General features: G+C 59.3%; 14 protein-coding genes. 11 read left to right on the forward strand and 3 right to left on the reverse strand.

The features are described 5' to 3' along the window. Window positions 1–207 precede the first annotated feature (207 nt). The 7 genes from BLT55_RS15210 (at window position 208) to pdeM (ending at window position 8,030) form a co-directional block, all read left to right on the forward strand. On the forward strand, window positions 208–990 hold the full coding sequence (locus BLT55_RS15210) for a transporter substrate-binding domain-containing protein (protein ID WP_054085316.1): 783 nt from the start codon (window positions 208–210) through the stop codon (window positions 988–990). A gap of 81 nt (window positions 991–1,071) precedes the next feature. Then, on the forward strand, window positions 1,072–1,800 hold the full coding sequence (locus tag BLT55_RS15215; protein ID WP_054999131.1) for an ABC transporter permease: 729 nt from the start codon (window positions 1,072–1,074) through the stop codon (window positions 1,798–1,800). Further along, on the forward strand, window positions 1,797–2,507 hold the full coding sequence (locus BLT55_RS15220; RefSeq protein ID WP_007248723.1) for an ABC transporter permease: 711 nt from the start codon (window positions 1,797–1,799) through the stop codon (window positions 2,505–2,507). Before BLT55_RS15215 ends, BLT55_RS15220 begins: the two co-directional genes overlap by 4 nt. Window positions 2,508–2,509: 2 nt before the next feature. Continuing rightward, window positions 2,510–3,628: a succinylglutamate desuccinylase/aspartoacylase family protein gene (locus tag BLT55_RS15225; RefSeq protein WP_054999132.1), complete on the forward strand. Its 1,119-nt coding sequence runs from the start codon at window positions 2,510–2,512 to the stop codon at window positions 3,626–3,628. A gap of 9 nt (window positions 3,629–3,637) precedes the next feature. Beyond that, window positions 3,638–4,402 carry an ABC transporter ATP-binding protein gene (locus tag BLT55_RS15230; protein WP_054080082.1) on the forward strand — a complete coding sequence of 255 codons (765 nt, stop codon included), beginning with the start codon at window positions 3,638–3,640 and terminating at the stop codon, window positions 4,400–4,402. Window positions 4,403–4,884: 482 nt separating this feature from the next. After that, window positions 4,885–7,377: a ligase-associated DNA damage response DEXH box helicase gene (locus BLT55_RS15240; protein ID WP_055001683.1), complete on the forward strand. Its 2,493-nt coding sequence runs from the start codon at window positions 4,885–4,887 to the stop codon at window positions 7,375–7,377. Further along, window positions 7,374–8,030 (forward strand): ligase-associated DNA damage response endonuclease PdeM, encoded by a 657-nt coding sequence (pdeM, locus tag BLT55_RS15245; RefSeq protein ID WP_055001682.1) that lies wholly within the window; start codon window positions 7,374–7,376, stop codon window positions 8,028–8,030. Before BLT55_RS15240 ends, pdeM begins: the two co-directional genes overlap by 4 nt. Before the next feature lie 59 nt (window positions 8,031–8,089). Here pdeM and BLT55_RS15250 read toward each other — a convergent pair whose 3' ends face one another. Together BLT55_RS15250 and dcd are read right to left on the reverse strand one after the other, a co-directional pair. Then, the gene (locus tag BLT55_RS15250; RefSeq protein WP_007247739.1) at window positions 8,090–8,311 is read right to left on the reverse strand and encodes a hypothetical protein; all 222 of its coding nucleotides are present in this window, start codon (window positions 8,309–8,311) and stop codon (window positions 8,090–8,092) included. A 112-nt stretch (window positions 8,312–8,423) separates the two neighbouring features. Further along, on the reverse strand, window positions 8,424–8,990 hold the full coding sequence (gene dcd, locus BLT55_RS15255; protein WP_002554836.1) for a dCTP deaminase: 567 nt from the start codon (window positions 8,988–8,990) through the stop codon (window positions 8,424–8,426). Between the two features lie 319 nt (window positions 8,991–9,309). Between dcd and BLT55_RS15260 the strand changes: the two genes are divergently transcribed. After that, window positions 9,310–9,519, forward strand: a complete 210-nt coding sequence (locus BLT55_RS15260) for a cold-shock protein (RefSeq protein WP_002554837.1) — start codon at window positions 9,310–9,312, stop codon at window positions 9,517–9,519. A gap of 126 nt (window positions 9,520–9,645) precedes the next feature. Here the strand turns inward: BLT55_RS15260 and apbC are convergent, their stop codons facing one another. Next, window positions 9,646–10,740, reverse strand: coding sequence for an iron-sulfur cluster carrier protein ApbC (gene apbC / locus BLT55_RS15265; protein WP_055001681.1), 1,095 nt, complete (start codon window positions 10,738–10,740; stop codon window positions 9,646–9,648). 175 nt (window positions 10,741–10,915) lie between these two features. On the opposite strand from apbC, the gene metG reads away from it, so the two are divergent. From metG to nth, 3 genes are all read left to right on the forward strand, one after another. Continuing rightward, window positions 10,916–12,964, forward strand: a complete 2,049-nt coding sequence (metG, locus tag BLT55_RS15270) for a methionine--tRNA ligase (protein ID WP_055001680.1) — start codon at window positions 10,916–10,918, stop codon at window positions 12,962–12,964. A 126-nt stretch (window positions 12,965–13,090) separates the two neighbouring features. Continuing rightward, window positions 13,091–13,966, forward strand: coding sequence for an electron transport complex subunit RsxB (gene rsxB, locus BLT55_RS15275; RefSeq protein WP_055001679.1), 876 nt, complete (start codon window positions 13,091–13,093; stop codon window positions 13,964–13,966). After that, on the forward strand, window positions 13,963–14,601 hold the full coding sequence (gene nth / locus BLT55_RS15280; protein WP_055001678.1) for an endonuclease III: 639 nt from the start codon (window positions 13,963–13,965) through the stop codon (window positions 14,599–14,601). Before rsxB ends, nth begins: the two co-directional genes overlap by 4 nt. The last annotated feature ends 29 nt before the right edge of the window (window positions 14,602–14,630 follow it).

A 14,630-nucleotide genomic window follows, 5' to 3' on the forward strand; every position in this document is an offset into this window, starting at 1 on the left:
GAAGCCCACGTCGTCTACCTCGGCGCTTTAAACGGGTCGTGGAGGCAGATTGCCAGCGGTTTATACGAAATAGCGACAACCCCTTACATTTCAAACGCACGTTCGTGTCTATGGTTCGGAAATTGCTAACCTTAGCCAGTCTGGCACTCGCCGGTAGCAAGCCTCGCGTGTTCCCAACACCCCATTCAAGGTTTTAAGGACTGAACAATGAAAAAAGCATGGCTGACTCTTTCTGCACTGGCTCTGTGCATCGCCGCCGGCAACACCATGGCCAAGGAATACAAGGAACTGCGCTTTGGCGTTGACCCGTCTTACGCGCCTTTCGAATCCAAAGCCGCCGATGGCAGCCTGGTCGGTTTCGATATCGATCTGGGCAATGCGATCTGCAAAGAGCTGAAAGTCACCTGCAAATGGGTCGAAAGCGACTTCGACGGCATGATCCCCGGCCTCAAGGCGCGCAAGTTCGACGGCGTGATCTCGTCGATGACCGTGACCCCGGCACGCGAGAAAGTCATCGATTTCTCCAACGAACTGTTCTCTGGTCCGACCTCGCTGGTGTTCAAGAAAGGCGCAGGCTTTACCGCTGATCCGGCCAGCCTGAAAGGCAAAAGCGTGGGTTACGAGCAAGGCACCATTCAGGAAGCCTACGCCAAAGCCGTGCTGGACAAGGCAGGCGTGACCACCAAGGCCTACGCCAATCAGGATCAGGTATACGCCGACCTGACTTCCGGCCGTCTGGACGCTTCGATCCAGGACATGCTGCAAGCCGAACTGGGCTTTCTGAAGTCGCCAGCCGGGGCTGATTATGAAGTCAGCAAGCCGATCGACAGCGAGTTGCTGCCTGCCAAAACCGCGATCGGTATCGCCAAGGGCAACAAAGAGCTGAAAGCGCTTCTGGATAAAGGTATCAAGGCGATGCACGATGACGGCACCTACGCCGAGATCCAGAAAAAACACTTCGGCGACCTGAACCTGTACAGCGGCAAATAACACCCCGACGCCCATCGATTTCGGCGATGATTCGCCGCCCCATCGATGGGCGTTTTTGTTGCTAAACGCAAGGCCTTATCCATGTTCGATGCACTCATGCAAAACCTGGGACTCTCGGCGTTCAGCCTGAAGGGCTTTGGCCCGCTGTTGCTGGAAGGCACCTGGATGACGATCAAGCTGGCGGTGCTGTCGCTCGCACTGAGCATTCTGCTCGGGCTGATCGGGGCCACGGCCAAACTGTCGAGTTCGGCGCTGCTGCGCGTACCGGCTCAAATTTATACGACGCTGATCCGCGGTATACCGGATCTGGTGTTGATTCTGCTGATCTTCTACAGCCTGCAAACCTGGCTGACCATGCTTACCGATGCCATGGAATGGGAATACATCGAGATCAACCCGTTTGGCGCAGGCGTCATTACCTTGGGCTTCATCTATGGGGCCTATTTCACCGAGACGTTCCGAGGCGCGATTCTGTCGGTGCCTCGCGGCCAGATCGAAGCGGCAACCGCCTACGGGCTGAAACGCGGCCAGCGATTTCGTTACGTGGTGTTCCCGCAAATGATGCGCTACGCCCTGCCGGGCATCGGCAACAACTGGCAAGTGCTGCTCAAAGCCACCGCGCTGGTGTCGATCATCGGTCTCGCCGATCTGGTCAAAGCCTCGCAGGACGCCGGCAAAAGCACCTATCAGCTGTTTTACTTTCTGGTGCTGGCGGCGTTGATCTACCTGCTGATTACCAGCGCCTCCAATTTCGCCCTGCGCTGGGCTGAACGGCATTACGCCGCAGGCACTCGGGAGGCGCAGCGATGATCGAGTTGTTGCAGGAATACTGGAAACCCTTCCTTTATACAGACGGCGTCAATGTGACCGGACTGGCCATGACCATGTGGCTGCTCAGCGCGTCGATTGCCATCGGTTTCTGCGTGTCCATTCCGCTGTCCATCGCCCGTGTGTCGAAAAACCGCTGGGTGCGCTGGCCGGTGCAGTTTTACACCTACCTGTTTCGCGGCACGCCGCTCTATATACAGCTGCTGATCTGCTACACCGGCATTTACAGCCTGGCAGCGGTGCGCGAGCAGCCGGTACTGGATGCGTTTTTCCGTGACGCGATGAATTGCACCATCCTCGCCTTCGCACTGAACACCTGCGCGTACACCACGGAAATCTTTGCCGGTTCGATCCGCAGCATGGCCCACGGCGAAGTCGAAGCCGCCAAGGCTTACGGCCTGACCGGCTGGAAGCTCTACGCTTATGTGATCATGCCGTCGGCGTTGCGTCGCTCGCTGCCGTATTACAGCAACGAAGTGATTCTGATGCTGCATTCGACCACCGTGGCGTTCACGGCGACCGTGCCGGACATTCTCAAAGTCGCGCGGGACGCCAATTCCGCGACGTTCATGACCTTCCAGTCGTTCGGTATCGCCGCCATCATGTACCTGACCGTGACCTTTATTCTGGTCGGTCTGTTTCGTCTTGCCGAACGGCGCTGGCTGGCCTTTCTCGGACCGGCCCGCTGATCATGCGCCATCACACCCACGACTTGCTGTCCCCTGTGCCGGGCACTGCCCGACAGGTTCACAGCTTTCATTACGGGCCGCGAGACGGCGCGGGCAAGGTCTACATTCAGGCGTCGCTGCATGCCGACGAATTGCCGGGGATGCTGGTCGCCTGGTACCTGAAGCAGCGCCTCGCCGAACTGGAAAGTGCCGGTCGGCTGCTGGGCGAAATCGTCGTGGTGCCGGTGGCCAACCCGATTGGCCTGGAACAGGTGCTGATGGACACGCCGCTGGGGCGTTACGAACTGGAAAGCGGGCAGAATTTCAATCGCCGGTTCAGCGACCTCGGTGCACAGGTGGGTGATGCTGTCGAAACACGGCTGACCGCCAACGCCGAGCAAAACCGCACGCTGGTGCGTGAAAGCCTGCTGGCGGCCCTGAATGCGCAAACGGCGACCACGCAGCTGGAATCGCTGCGCCTGACCCTGCAAAGGCTGGCCTGCGATGCCGACATGGTGCTCGATCTGCACTGTGATTTCGAATCGGTCGAGCATTTATACACCACGCCTGAGGCCTGGCCGAACGTCGAGATGCTGTCGCGATACCTGGGCGCCCAAGCGAGCCTGCTGGCCACCGATTCGGGCGGCCAGTCGTTCGATGAATGCTTCACGTTGGTGTGGTGGCAACTGCAACAACGCTTTGGTGAGCGGTTTCCGATACCGATGGGCAGTTTTTCGGTGACACTGGAGCTGCGCGGCCAAGGCGATGTCAACCATGCGCTGGCCAGCCGCGACTGTCAGGCGATCATTCATTACCTGACCGATGCTGGCTTCATCGACGCTGAATTGTCGCCGCCTCCCGAATTGCTCTACCCCGCTACGCCACTGGCTGCGGTCGAGCCGGTGGCAACGCCGGTCGGCGGCCTGCTGGTGTTTTGCGCGATGCCTGGCGAATACGTCGAGGCCGGCCAACTGATTGCCGAGGTCATCGACCCGATCAGCGACAGTGTGACCTGTGTCCACGCTCTGAATGGCGGCCTGCTGTATGCGCGCTCGCTGCGTCGCATGGCGACGGCGGGCATGGTCATCGCGCATATCGCCGGCACTCAGGCCTATCGCAGCGGCTACCTACTTTCTCCTTGAGGACCTGTCATGTACAAACTGACCATCGATGGCCTGCACAAGCGCTACGGCGACAACGAAGTGCTCAAAGGCGTATCGCTCAAGGCCAGCAGCGGTGATGTGATCTGCCTGATCGGCGCCAGCGGCTCGGGCAAGAGCACGTTTCTGCGCTGTATCAACTTTCTTGAACAGCCCAATGACGGGGCGATGAGCCTGGACGGCAAGCAAGTGCGCATGGTCAGCGACAAGGACGGCATGCGCGTGGCCGATCCGGATGAGCTGCAACGCATCCGCACCCGTCTGGCGATGGTGTTTCAGCATTTCAATCTATGGGCGCACATGACCGTGCTGGAAAACATCAGCATGGCGCCGCGCCGCGTACTGGGCGTGCCCAAGGCCGAAGCCGAGGCACGCGCGCGCAAGTATCTGGAAAAAGTCGGCCTGCCGGAGCGGGTAGCGGATCAGTACCCGGCGTTTCTGTCCGGTGGTCAGCAACAGCGCGTGGCGATTGCACGGGCACTGGCGATGGAGCCGGAAATCATGCTGTTCGACGAGCCGACCTCGGCGCTCGACCCGGAACTGGTCGGCGAGGTGCTGAAAGTCATTCAGGGCCTGGCGGAAGAAGGCCGGACGATGATTCTGGTCACCCACGAAATGGGCTTCGCCCGCAAAGTGGCCAGCCAGGTGGTGTTCCTGCACCAAGGGCAGATAGAAGAATCCGGCCACCCGGATGAGGTGCTAAACCACCCGAAAAGCGAGCGTTTGCAGCAGTTTTTGAGTGGCAATCTGAAATAACGCGGGTTGTTGTGTAAAGCGCCAAGAGCAAGAAACTCGAGCCTCTGCCCGCAGGGCGTAGGGCGTAGGGCGTAGGGCGTAGGGCGTAGGAGCGGACCGGGCGACGCTTCGCTTGTCCGCGATGGGCTGCGAAGCCGCCCTGAAACCTGCTACCTCGGCCGTGTCTGGTACACCAAGGCGGCTGGTTTTGCTGCCGGTTCCCGGCAGTTCGCGGACAAGTCCGCTCCCACACGTAAGCTATCGCGGCCAAGCAAATAAGATATCGCGGACAAGCAAAGCGTCGCCCGGTCCGCGTCTGCATCCTGAGCACCGAAATTCGGGCTTCTGCCCGCAGGGCGTAGGAGCGGACCGGGCGACGCTTCGCTTGTCCGCGATGTGCTGCGAAGCCGCCCTGAAACCTGAGAGAGCTCCATAACCATTTAAAACTATTACCCTTTCTGTGTTGTCTCTGACTTACCGCCACTCAGAGCCTATTCAAACGGATGAGCAGACCCACCGATTTCGCTCGACGATGGTTTCTCGCCCGAGGCTGGAAGCCGTTCGCGTTTCAAAAGGACGTCTGGGCGGCGGTAAAAAAGGGTGAGTCTGGGCTCCTGCACGCCAGCACCGGTTCGGGCAAGACCTACGCCGTGTGGTTCGCCGCCCTCAATCAATTCGCCAAAGCCAATACGCTGACTGCCGACGACAAACCCCGCAAACGCAAACCACCCGCTACGCCGCTGAGTGTCATGTGGATCACGCCCATGCGCGCCCTGGCCGCCGACACCGCTCGCGCCCTTGAAGCACCGCTGGGTGAGCTGGATATTCCGTGGTCGGTGGGGTTGCGCACCGGCGACACCAGCAGCAGCGAACGCGCCCGTCAGGGGCGTCGACTGCCGTCCGCCCTGATTACCACACCTGAAAGCCTGACGCTGTTGTTGACCCGTGCCGACGCGCAGGTTGCCTTGTCGACGCTGAAGATGGTCGTGGTGGACGAATGGCACGAACTGATCGGCAACAAGCGTGGCGTACAGTTACAACTGGCGCTGGCCCGTCTGCGCCGGTGGAATCCGCAACTGATCGTGTGGGGCATTTCTGCAACACTCGGCAATCAACAGCACGCACAACAGGTGCTGATTGGCGACGGCGGCGTGACCGTGCAGGGCAAGATCGTCAAGCAGCTGCAGGTTGATACGCTCCTGCCGCCATCCATCGAACGCTTTCCGTGGGCCGGGCACATGGGCTTGCGCATGTTGCCGCAGGTCGTCGCAGAGGTGGACAGCAGCGCCAGTTGCCTAGTGTTCACCAACACGCGCGCGCAGTCGGAAATCTGGTATCAGGCGCTGCTCGAAGCGCGCCCGGACTGGGCTGGCCTGATTGCGCTGCACCATGGTTCGCTGGCCCGCGAGGTGCGCGACTGGGTTGAACGCGCGCTCAAAGAGGGATCGCTCAAGGCCGTGGTATGCACCTCCAGCCTCGACTTGGGCGTGGATTTTCTGCCGGTCGAGCGCGTGCTGCAAATTGGCTCACCCAAAGGCGTTGCACGCCTCATGCAACGCGCCGGACGTTCGGGCCATGCGCCAGGCCGTCCTTCCCGCGTCACGCTGGTGCCAACCCACAGCCTGGAACTGGTAGAAGCAGCCGCGGCGCATGATGCGGTGGCCGCGCGCATGATTGAGCCACGCGAATCACCGCACCAGCCGCTGGACGTGCTGGTCCAGCACTTGGTCAGCATGGCGCTGGGTGGTGGTTTTCTGCCCGACGAGCTGTTGACTGAAGTGCGCAGCGCCTGGGCCTACCGTGAGCTCAGCGACGAACAGTGGCAGTGGGCGCTGGCGTTTGTGCGCAACGGCGGCCACTCGCTGACCGCCTACCCCGATTACCGGCGCGCAGAGCCCGACGAACACGGCGTGTGGCGGGTACCCGACGCGCGTCTGGCCCGTCGCCACCGGATGGGCGTCGGCACCATTGTCAGCGAAGCGACCGTCAATCTGAAATACTGGAAAAAAGGCGGTGGAGGCGGCTCGCTGGGCAGCGTCGAAGAGGGCTTTATCGCCCGGCTCAAGCCCGGCGACGGCTTTCTGTTCGGTGGGCGTTTGCTGGAGCTGGTCCGGGTCGAGAACATGACCGCCTACGTGAAACGCGCGACCGGCAAGAAAGCCGCCGTGCCGCGCTGGAATGGCGGGCGGATGCCACTGTCCAGCGAGCTGGCGGACGCGGTGGTGGAAAAATTCGATGCTGCCGCCCGTGGCGAATTCAACAGCCCGGAAATGCAGGCCATCAAGCCCTTGCTGGAAGTTCAGCAACACTGGTCCGGCCTGCCGCAACGCGATACATTGCTGGCCGAAACACTCAAGTCCCGCGAGGGCTGGCATCTGTTTCTCTACCCGTTCGCCGGGCGTCATGTGCACTTGGGACTGGGTAGCCTGCTGGCTTGGCGCCTGAGCCGTGACCGGCCGCTGACGTTCTCGATTGCGGTCAACGATTATGGCCTGGAGCTGCTCAGCGCCAGCGAAATCAATTGGACCGACGCTTTGAACGCCGAAATGTTCAGCGAAACCGATCTGCTCGCCGACATCATGGCCAGCCTCAACGCAGGCGAACTGGCGCTGCGGCGCTTTCGGGAAATCGCCCGCATCTCCGGGCTGGTATTTTCCGGTTACCCCGGCGCGGCGAAGAGCAACCGCCAGCTTCAAGCATCGAGCGGACTGTTTTTCGAGGTTTTCAAACAGTACGACGCCGAGAACATGCTGTTGACCCAGGCACAGGAGGAAGTGTTGCGCCAGGAACTCGACCTGCAGCGTCTTGAGCTGACGCTGCGGCAGATCAACAGCCGCAGGCTGGACCTGCACACGATAAAACGTGCGACCCCGCTGGCGTTTCCGTTACTGGTAGAGCGCTTTCGTGAAAGCCTCAGCTCCGAGAAACTGTCTGACCGTATCGCCCGCATGGTCCGCGATCTCGAGAAAGCCGCAGGCCCGGAGCATGAACGATGAAGCCTTATCAAGTCGTCACGCTGGCGGATGAAGAGCTTTGGTTGCTGGCCGACAAAGCCATCTATTACCCCGCCAGACGCGCACTGCTGATTGCCGATGCACATTTCGGCAAAGCCGCTGCCTACCGCAAGCTTGGACAACCGGTACCGCACGGCACCACCCAGGAAAACCTGCGTCGGCTCGACAGCCTGCTGGACGAGTACCCCAGCGAGCATCTGATCTTTCTGGGGGATTTCCTGCACGCACCGGAATCGCATGCCGCTGGCACACTGGCGGCGCTGGAGCAATGGCGGGCAGGACGCCCGACGCTGCCTATCACACTGATACGCGGCAACCACGACAAGCGCGCAGGCGACCCGCCCGCGTACCTGAACATCGACGTCGTACCCGAACCGTTGATCGTGGGCCCATTCGCCCTGCAACACGAACCCGACCCTCACCCTGAGCTTCATGTACTGGCCGGGCACGTACATCCGGTTTATCACTTGCATGGCCGCGGTCGACAACGCTTGCGCCTGGCGTGCTACTACATCGGCACACGCGTCACGCTGTTACCGGCATTTGGCGAATTCACAGGGGGATTTCGCATCAGGCCGGCCGAAGACAGTTCAGTGTATGTGACAGGCGGGGATGCGGTCTGGCGGGTGATCTGACTGGCAGTGCCAGCCAGCAAGAAAGCCCGTTCGCTGAACCGGCGAACAGGCATCGAGAATCAGGCGACAGGCGCAGGCGGCGGCTCGTCCGGCACGGTAGGACCACCCGGTTCAGTGGGCTCCGGATACGGCGTATCAGGGCCCGGATCACCCGGAATGCCCCCACCGACCATATTGAACTCAGGCAGAAGGTCTGAGTGGGCCATCAATGACCAGGCCAGCAAGCCGATCTCGTTAAGTGGAGATTGAACCTGGTCAGAGATTTTAAAATTAGTCTTCATAGGGCACTCCAGATCAAAGGCGATCGCACACAACGATTATGCGAAAGCATGTGAGCAGATAGAGTACGAAATAGAGTATTAATTCAATTCCACTAGTCGCCTGACTCGCGGATCAGGTGCGCGGCAGGGTGACGCCACGCTGGCCCTGATACTTGCCGCCACGGTCCTTGTAGGAAACTTCGCATTCCTCGTCAGACTCGAGAAACAGCATCTGTGCCACGCCTTCATTAGCGTAGATCTTGGCCGGCAAGGTGGTGGTATTGGAAAATTCCAGTGTCACGTGGCCTTCCCACTCAGGCTCGAGCGGCGTGACGTTAACGATGATGCCGCAGCGCGCGTAGGTGCTTTTGCCCAGACAGATGGTCAGGACGTTGCGCGGAATGCGGAAATATTCAACGGTGCGAGCCAGTGCGAACGAGTTCGGCGGGATGATGCACACGTCACTTTTGATATCGACAAAACTTTTTTCATCGAAATTTTTCGGGTCGACCGTCGCCGAATTGATGTTGGTGAAGACCTTGAATTCGTCTGCGCAACGTACGTCGTAACCGTAGCTGGACACGCCAAAAGAGATCACTCGATCTGCGCCTTCGCCACGTACCTGACGCTCGACGAACGGCTCGATCATCCCGTGTTCCTGCGCCATGCGGCGAATCCACTTGTCCGATTTGATGCTCATGGCGATGTCCTGAATAGCGAGGTAAAAAAGGTATCCGGCATCTTACCGGGGTGAAGCCAACGGTTCAAAGACAACAGATGGAGAGTTTGCCCGGTGCGCCTTGCCGATCCGCCGTGAATACAAATAATCATCAACAGACCATTGGCACGTTCGAAAAAAAGGGGTAAGGTGGCGTTACTGTGTTGCTTGTGTCACTGAGAATCTCTACACGATGTTGAATTTCGATCCAACCATCTCCATGAATTTTCCAGCTCTTTGCACTCAGTCTCGGCCAGGGCTCTTCCTACGCCGCAGTTAACTTTGTCCAAGGAGATATACTATGTCTAATCGCCAAACTGGTACCGTTAAGTGGTTCAACGATGAAAAAGGCTTCGGCTTCATCACTCCACAATCCGGTGACGACCTGTTCGTGCACTTCAAAGCTATCCAATCCGACGGCTTCAAAAGCCTGAAAGAAGGCCAACAGGTTTCTTTCATCGCTACCCGCGGTCAGAAAGGCATGCAAGCTGAAGAAGTTCAAGTTATCTAACTTGTACTGATTCGCTTAAAAACCCCGCCCTCAAAAGCGGGGTTTTTTATTGCCTGCTGTTTACATCGATCTGAACGAGGAAGGCCGAACCGCTATCGCCTCCCCCGCCAGAACGTCGCTACAGTCTCAGTCCTCGCTGACGGAAATGGTCGGCATGGCAGGACTCGCCGCCTCCTGCAACACAATGCGGGCGCCAACGTGGCGCGCCAGCTCCTGATAAACCATCGCAATCTGACTGTCCGGCTCGGCAATCGCTGTCGGCTTGCCGCCATCTGCCTGCTCGCGAATCAACATCGACAGTGGCAACGACGCCAGCAGCTCGACATTGTACTGCGACGCCAGCTTCTCGCCGCCGCCTTCGCCGAACAGATGCTCGGCATGCCCGCAGTTCGAACAAATATGCACCGCCATGTTTTCCACGACGCCCAGCACCGGAATGTTGACCTTGCGGAACATCTCGACACCCTTCTTCGCATCCAGCAAAGCCAAATCCTGTGGCGTGGTGACGATCACCGCACCGGCGACCGGAACCTTCTGTGCCAGCGTCAGCTGAATGTCCCCGGTGCCGGGTGGCATGTCGATGACCAGATAATCCAGGTCATTCCACGCAGTCTGGGTCACCAGTTGCAGCAGCGCACCCGAGACCATCGGCCCGCGCCAGACCATCGGCGTGTTGTCATCGGTCAAAAAGGCCATCGACATCACGTCGATACCGTGCGCCTCGACCGGCACGAACCATTTCTGATCCTTGATCTTCGGTCGCGTGCCCTCAGGGATGCCTAACATCACGCCCTGACTCGGCCCATAGATGTCCGCATCGAGAATCCCGACCCGCGCACCTTCGCGAGACAGGGCCAGCGCCAGATTGGCGGCCGTGGTGGATTTGCCTACGCCACCCTTGCCGGACGCCACGGCGACAATGTTCTTCACATTGGCCAGGCCCGGAATCTGGCTCTGCGCCTTGTGCGCAACGATCACACTGCTGATGTCGACGCTGGCCGATGCCACGCCGTCCAGATTCTCGATGGCGGTTTTCAGGACCTGCGCCCAGCCGTTTCTGAACAGATCAGCGGCGTAACCCAGTTCGAGCTGCACGCTGACGTGTGCATCCTGAATGTCGATGGACCTGACGCAACCTGCGCTGACCGGGTCCTGATTCAGATAAGGGTCGGTGTACTGGCGAAGAATCGTCTCCACCGCTGCGCGATTGACTGCGCTCATGGGCTCACTCCGAAAAAAGACTGACTAAAACAGGCGGCTATCGTACCCGTTCTGCCAGGTGACCACATGATTTCGGCATATTTCCAGAAGCATTCCGACCGCCGCGCGGGATGAAAAAAGTTGCTCAGACCTTTATAGTGGACGACCTCCGTTTCACTTCAAGTAGCCGAGCCCCATGTCCGAGCCACGCAAGATTCTCGTTACCAGCGCCCTGCCCTATGCCAATGGTCCCGTTCACCTTGGCCACATGCTCGAGTACATTCAGACCGACATGTGGGTGCGTTTTCAGAAGCACCGCGGCAACCAATGCATTTATGTCTGCGCGGACGACGCCCATGGTTCGGCAATCATGCTGCGTGCTGAAAAAGAAGGTATCACCCCGGAACAACTGATCGACAATGTCAAGGCTGAACACAGCGCCGACTTTGCCGGCTTCCTGGTGGACTTCGACAATTTCCACTCGACGCACTCGGATGAAAACCGTGAGCTGTCGAGCATGATCTACAAGCGCCTGCGCGATGCGGGCCATATTGCCACGCGTTCGGTCACCCAGTATTTCGACCCGGAAAAGAACATGTTCCTGGCCGACCGCTTCATCAAGGGCACGTGCCCGAAATGTGCGGCTGAGGACCAGTACGGCGATAACTGCGAAAAATGCGGTGCAACCTACGCTCCGACTGATCTCAAAGACCCGAAATCAGCGATTTCCGGCGCGACGCCAGTCCTCAAGGACTCGAAGCACTTCTTCTTCGATCTGCCAGCGTTCGACACCATGCTGAAAAGCTGGACACGCAGCGGTACCTTGCAGGACGCGGTCGCCAACAAGATCGCCGAATGGCTCGACAGCGGCCTGCAACAGTGGGACATCTCCCGCGACGCGCCATATTTCGGTTTCGAAATCCCGGACGAGCCGGGCAAGTATTTCTATGTGTGGCTCGATGCACCTATCGGCTACATGGCCAGTTTCAAGAACCTGTGCGCACGTCGTCCGGATCTGGACTTCGATGCGTATTGGGGCAAAGACGCGACCACCGAGCTGTATCACTTCATCGGCAAGGACATCGTCAATTTCCACGCCCTGTTCTGGCCTGCCATGCTGGAGGGCGCAGGCTTGCGCAAACCGACCGGCATCAATGTGCATGGCTACCTGACCGTCAACGGCCAGAAGATGTCGAAATCGCGCGGCACCTTCATCAAGGCACGCACCTACCTCGATCACCTGCCGCCGGAATACCTGCGCTACTACTACGCGTCGAAACTGGGCCGTGGCGTAGACGATCTGGACCTGAATCTCGAAGACTTCGTCCAAAAGGTCAACTCCGACCTGATCGGCAAGGTCGTGAACATTGCCAGCCGTTGCGCCGGATTCATCCACAAAGGCAATGCCGGCATGATGGTCGAAGCCAACGCTGCGCCTGAACTGACGGACGCATCCCTGGCTGCCGCGCCAAGCATTGCCGACGCCTATGAAGCCCGCGACTTCGCCCGTGCCATGCGTGAAACCATGGCGCTGGCCGACCGCGCCAACGCCTATATCGCCGAAAAAGCGCCTTGGGCACTGGCCAAACAGGAAGGCAAGCAGGACGAAGTCCAGGCCGTCTGTGCGCTGGGCATCAACCTGTTCCGCCAACTGGTCATTTTCCTCAAGCCGGTATTGCCGAACCTCGCCGCTGATGCCGAGAAATTCCTCAACGTCGCGCCACTGACCTGGGATGATCACAAGACGCTGCTGGTCAATCATCAGCTCAACCCGTTCTCGGCGCTGATGACCCGCATCGACCCGCTCAAGGTAGAGGCCATGGCCACAGCATCGAAGGAAGACCTGACGGCCACTGATACCGGCGCTGACGCTGCACCGGTCGGCAATGGCGAGCTGGCCAAAGACCCGCTGTCTGCGGAAATCGATTTCGATACCTTTGCCGCGGTCGATCTGCGTGTGGCCCTGATTCTCAAGGCCGAGCACGTGGAAGGCGCCGACAAGCTGTTGCGCCTGACCCTGGATATCGGAGACGAGCAGCGCAACGTCTTTTCCGGCATCAAAAGTGCCTACCCGAACCCGGCCGAACTGGAAGGCCGTTTGACGATGATGATCGCCAACCTCAAGCCACGCAAAATGCGCTTCGGTATCTCGCAAGGCATGGTGATGGCGGCGGGCCCGGGCGGTGAAGAAATCTATCTGCTCAGCCCGGACAGCGGTGCCAGGCCAGGCCAGCGGATCAAGTAATACCTGCGGGGCCCGGTATTCGCTCGACAGCGGATACCGGGCCTTCGTGTGTTCGCAAGACTCCTCTGCGGCCGGTAATATGGGTCGCCATAAAAACCGGACTGTCCGTTCGCCATCCAAAAGATCATGACTGACTTGATTCGTTTACTCCCGAGCGTGGAGCTGGTCCAGCGTATCGACGCGCTTCTGCCGCAGACTCAATGCGGCAAGTGTGGCCATTCCGGCTGCCGGCCTTACGCCGACGGCATTGCGGGTGGTGAAGCCATCAATAAATGCCCGCCGGGCGGTGACGAAACCATTGCTCAGTTGGCCGATCTGCTGGCTGTGCCCAGGCTGGCGCTGGACACCGAACGCGGCGCAGCCCCCGCGCAGGTCGCTTTTATCCGTGAAGCCGAGTGCATCGGCTGCACCAAATGCATCCAGGCCTGCCCGGTGGATGCGATTGTCGGCGCAGCCAAGCTGATGCACACCGTGATCATTGATGAATGCACAGGTTGCGATCTGTGTATCGCGCCCTGCCCGGTCGATTGCATCGACATGCATCCGCTGCCGCTGGCGACCGTCACCCCGATAGTCGGCGGTCTGGCGCCTACCCCGGAGCTGCAACAGGCACGTCTGAAAAAACGGACCCATGCCCGCCTGCGTTTCGAATCACGCAATGCACGCCTGCACCGTGAACAGCAGGCACGCGTGGCAGAGCGACTTGCGCGCAGCAAGAGAGCTGAATCCATCCGTGACACCGTCGTAGGCTCAACGGTAAAACGTGTTCAGGCCAATAAACCTGCCACACCAGAAGACGCCTTGAAAAAAGCCAAAATCGCCTTGGCCATGAGCCGGGCGCAATTGAACAAGTCACTCAAGGCGTTCGGCCATCCCCCGGTTGCAGAGCAGGCAGCCAGGCTTGTGGAGTTACAGCGCGAGTACGAAGCAGCCGAGCAGGCGCTCGAAGCACTGCTGACGGCTTCTTCCCCGACCGATACTCAGGAAACGTTCTGTTCATGAATGCTGCAAAACGTCAGGAAATCTTTCGCAGGCTGCACGAGGACAATCCGGACCCCAAGACCGAACTGGCCTACACAACACCTTTCGAATTGCTGATTGCCGTGATTCTTTCCGCTCAGGCCACCGACGTCAGCGTCAACAAGGCAACCGCCAGACTCTATCCGGTCGCCAACACGCCGCAGGCGATTTACGACCTGGGCGTTGAAGGGTTGTCCGAGTACATCAAGACGATTGGCCTTTACAACAGCAAGGCCAAAAATGTGATCGAAACCTGTCGCATGCTGGTGGAATTGCACAACAGCGAAGTGCCTCAGACCCGGGAAGCCCTCGAAGCGTTGCCGGGCGTCGGGCGCAAGACTGCCAACGTAGTGCTCAATACCGCGTTCCGGCAGGTTGCGATGGCTGTCGACACGCACATTTTTCGTGTCAGCAATCGCACCGGCATCGCACCCGGAAAGAATGTGGTGGACGTCGAGAAGCAACTGATGAAGTTTGTGCCCAAAAACTACCTGCTCGATGCCCACCACTGGTTGATCCTGCATGGGCGCTACGTCTGCCAGGCTCGCAAACCGCGCTGCGGCAGTTGCCGTATCGAGGACTTGTGCGATTACAAGAACAAAACCTCCGACGATTGAGCCAGGCGGGCATTTACTTGGGGTTCGAT

The organism is Pseudomonas cannabina, from assembly GCF_900100365.1.
Classification (GTDB): Bacteria; Pseudomonadota; Gammaproteobacteria; order Pseudomonadales; family Pseudomonadaceae; genus Aquipseudomonas; species Aquipseudomonas cannabina.

Coding starts and splice junctions, on each gene's coding strand:
- dcd (WP_002554836.1), bottom strand. CDS start 8,990: ATGAGCATCAAATCGGACAAGTGGATTCGCCGCATGGCGCAGGAACAC.
- BLT55_RS15215 (WP_054999131.1), top strand. CDS start 1,072: ATGTTCGATGCACTCATGCAAAACCTGGGACTCTCGGCGTTCAGCCTG.
- BLT55_RS15230 (WP_054080082.1), top strand. CDS start 3,638: ATGTACAAACTGACCATCGATGGCCTGCACAAGCGCTACGGCGACAAC.
- BLT55_RS15220 (WP_007248723.1), top strand. CDS start 1,797: ATGATCGAGTTGTTGCAGGAATACTGGAAACCCTTCCTTTATACAGAC.
- nth (WP_055001678.1), top strand. CDS start 13,963: ATGAATGCTGCAAAACGTCAGGAAATCTTTCGCAGGCTGCACGAGGAC.
- BLT55_RS15260 (WP_002554837.1), top strand. CDS start 9,310: ATGTCTAATCGCCAAACTGGTACCGTTAAGTGGTTCAACGATGAAAAA.
- BLT55_RS15240 (WP_055001683.1), top strand. CDS start 4,885: ATGAGCAGACCCACCGATTTCGCTCGACGATGGTTTCTCGCCCGAGGC.
- BLT55_RS15225 (WP_054999132.1), top strand. CDS start 2,510: ATGCGCCATCACACCCACGACTTGCTGTCCCCTGTGCCGGGCACTGCC.
- BLT55_RS15210 (WP_054085316.1), top strand. CDS start 208: ATGAAAAAAGCATGGCTGACTCTTTCTGCACTGGCTCTGTGCATCGCC.
- BLT55_RS15250 (WP_007247739.1), bottom strand. CDS start 8,311: ATGAAGACTAATTTTAAAATCTCTGACCAGGTTCAATCTCCACTTAAC.
- rsxB (WP_055001679.1), top strand. CDS start 13,091: ATGACTGACTTGATTCGTTTACTCCCGAGCGTGGAGCTGGTCCAGCGT.
- metG (WP_055001680.1), top strand. CDS start 10,916: ATGTCCGAGCCACGCAAGATTCTCGTTACCAGCGCCCTGCCCTATGCC.
- apbC (WP_055001681.1), bottom strand. CDS start 10,740: ATGAGCGCAGTCAATCGCGCAGCGGTGGAGACGATTCTTCGCCAGTAC.
- pdeM (WP_055001682.1), top strand. CDS start 7,374: ATGAAGCCTTATCAAGTCGTCACGCTGGCGGATGAAGAGCTTTGGTTG.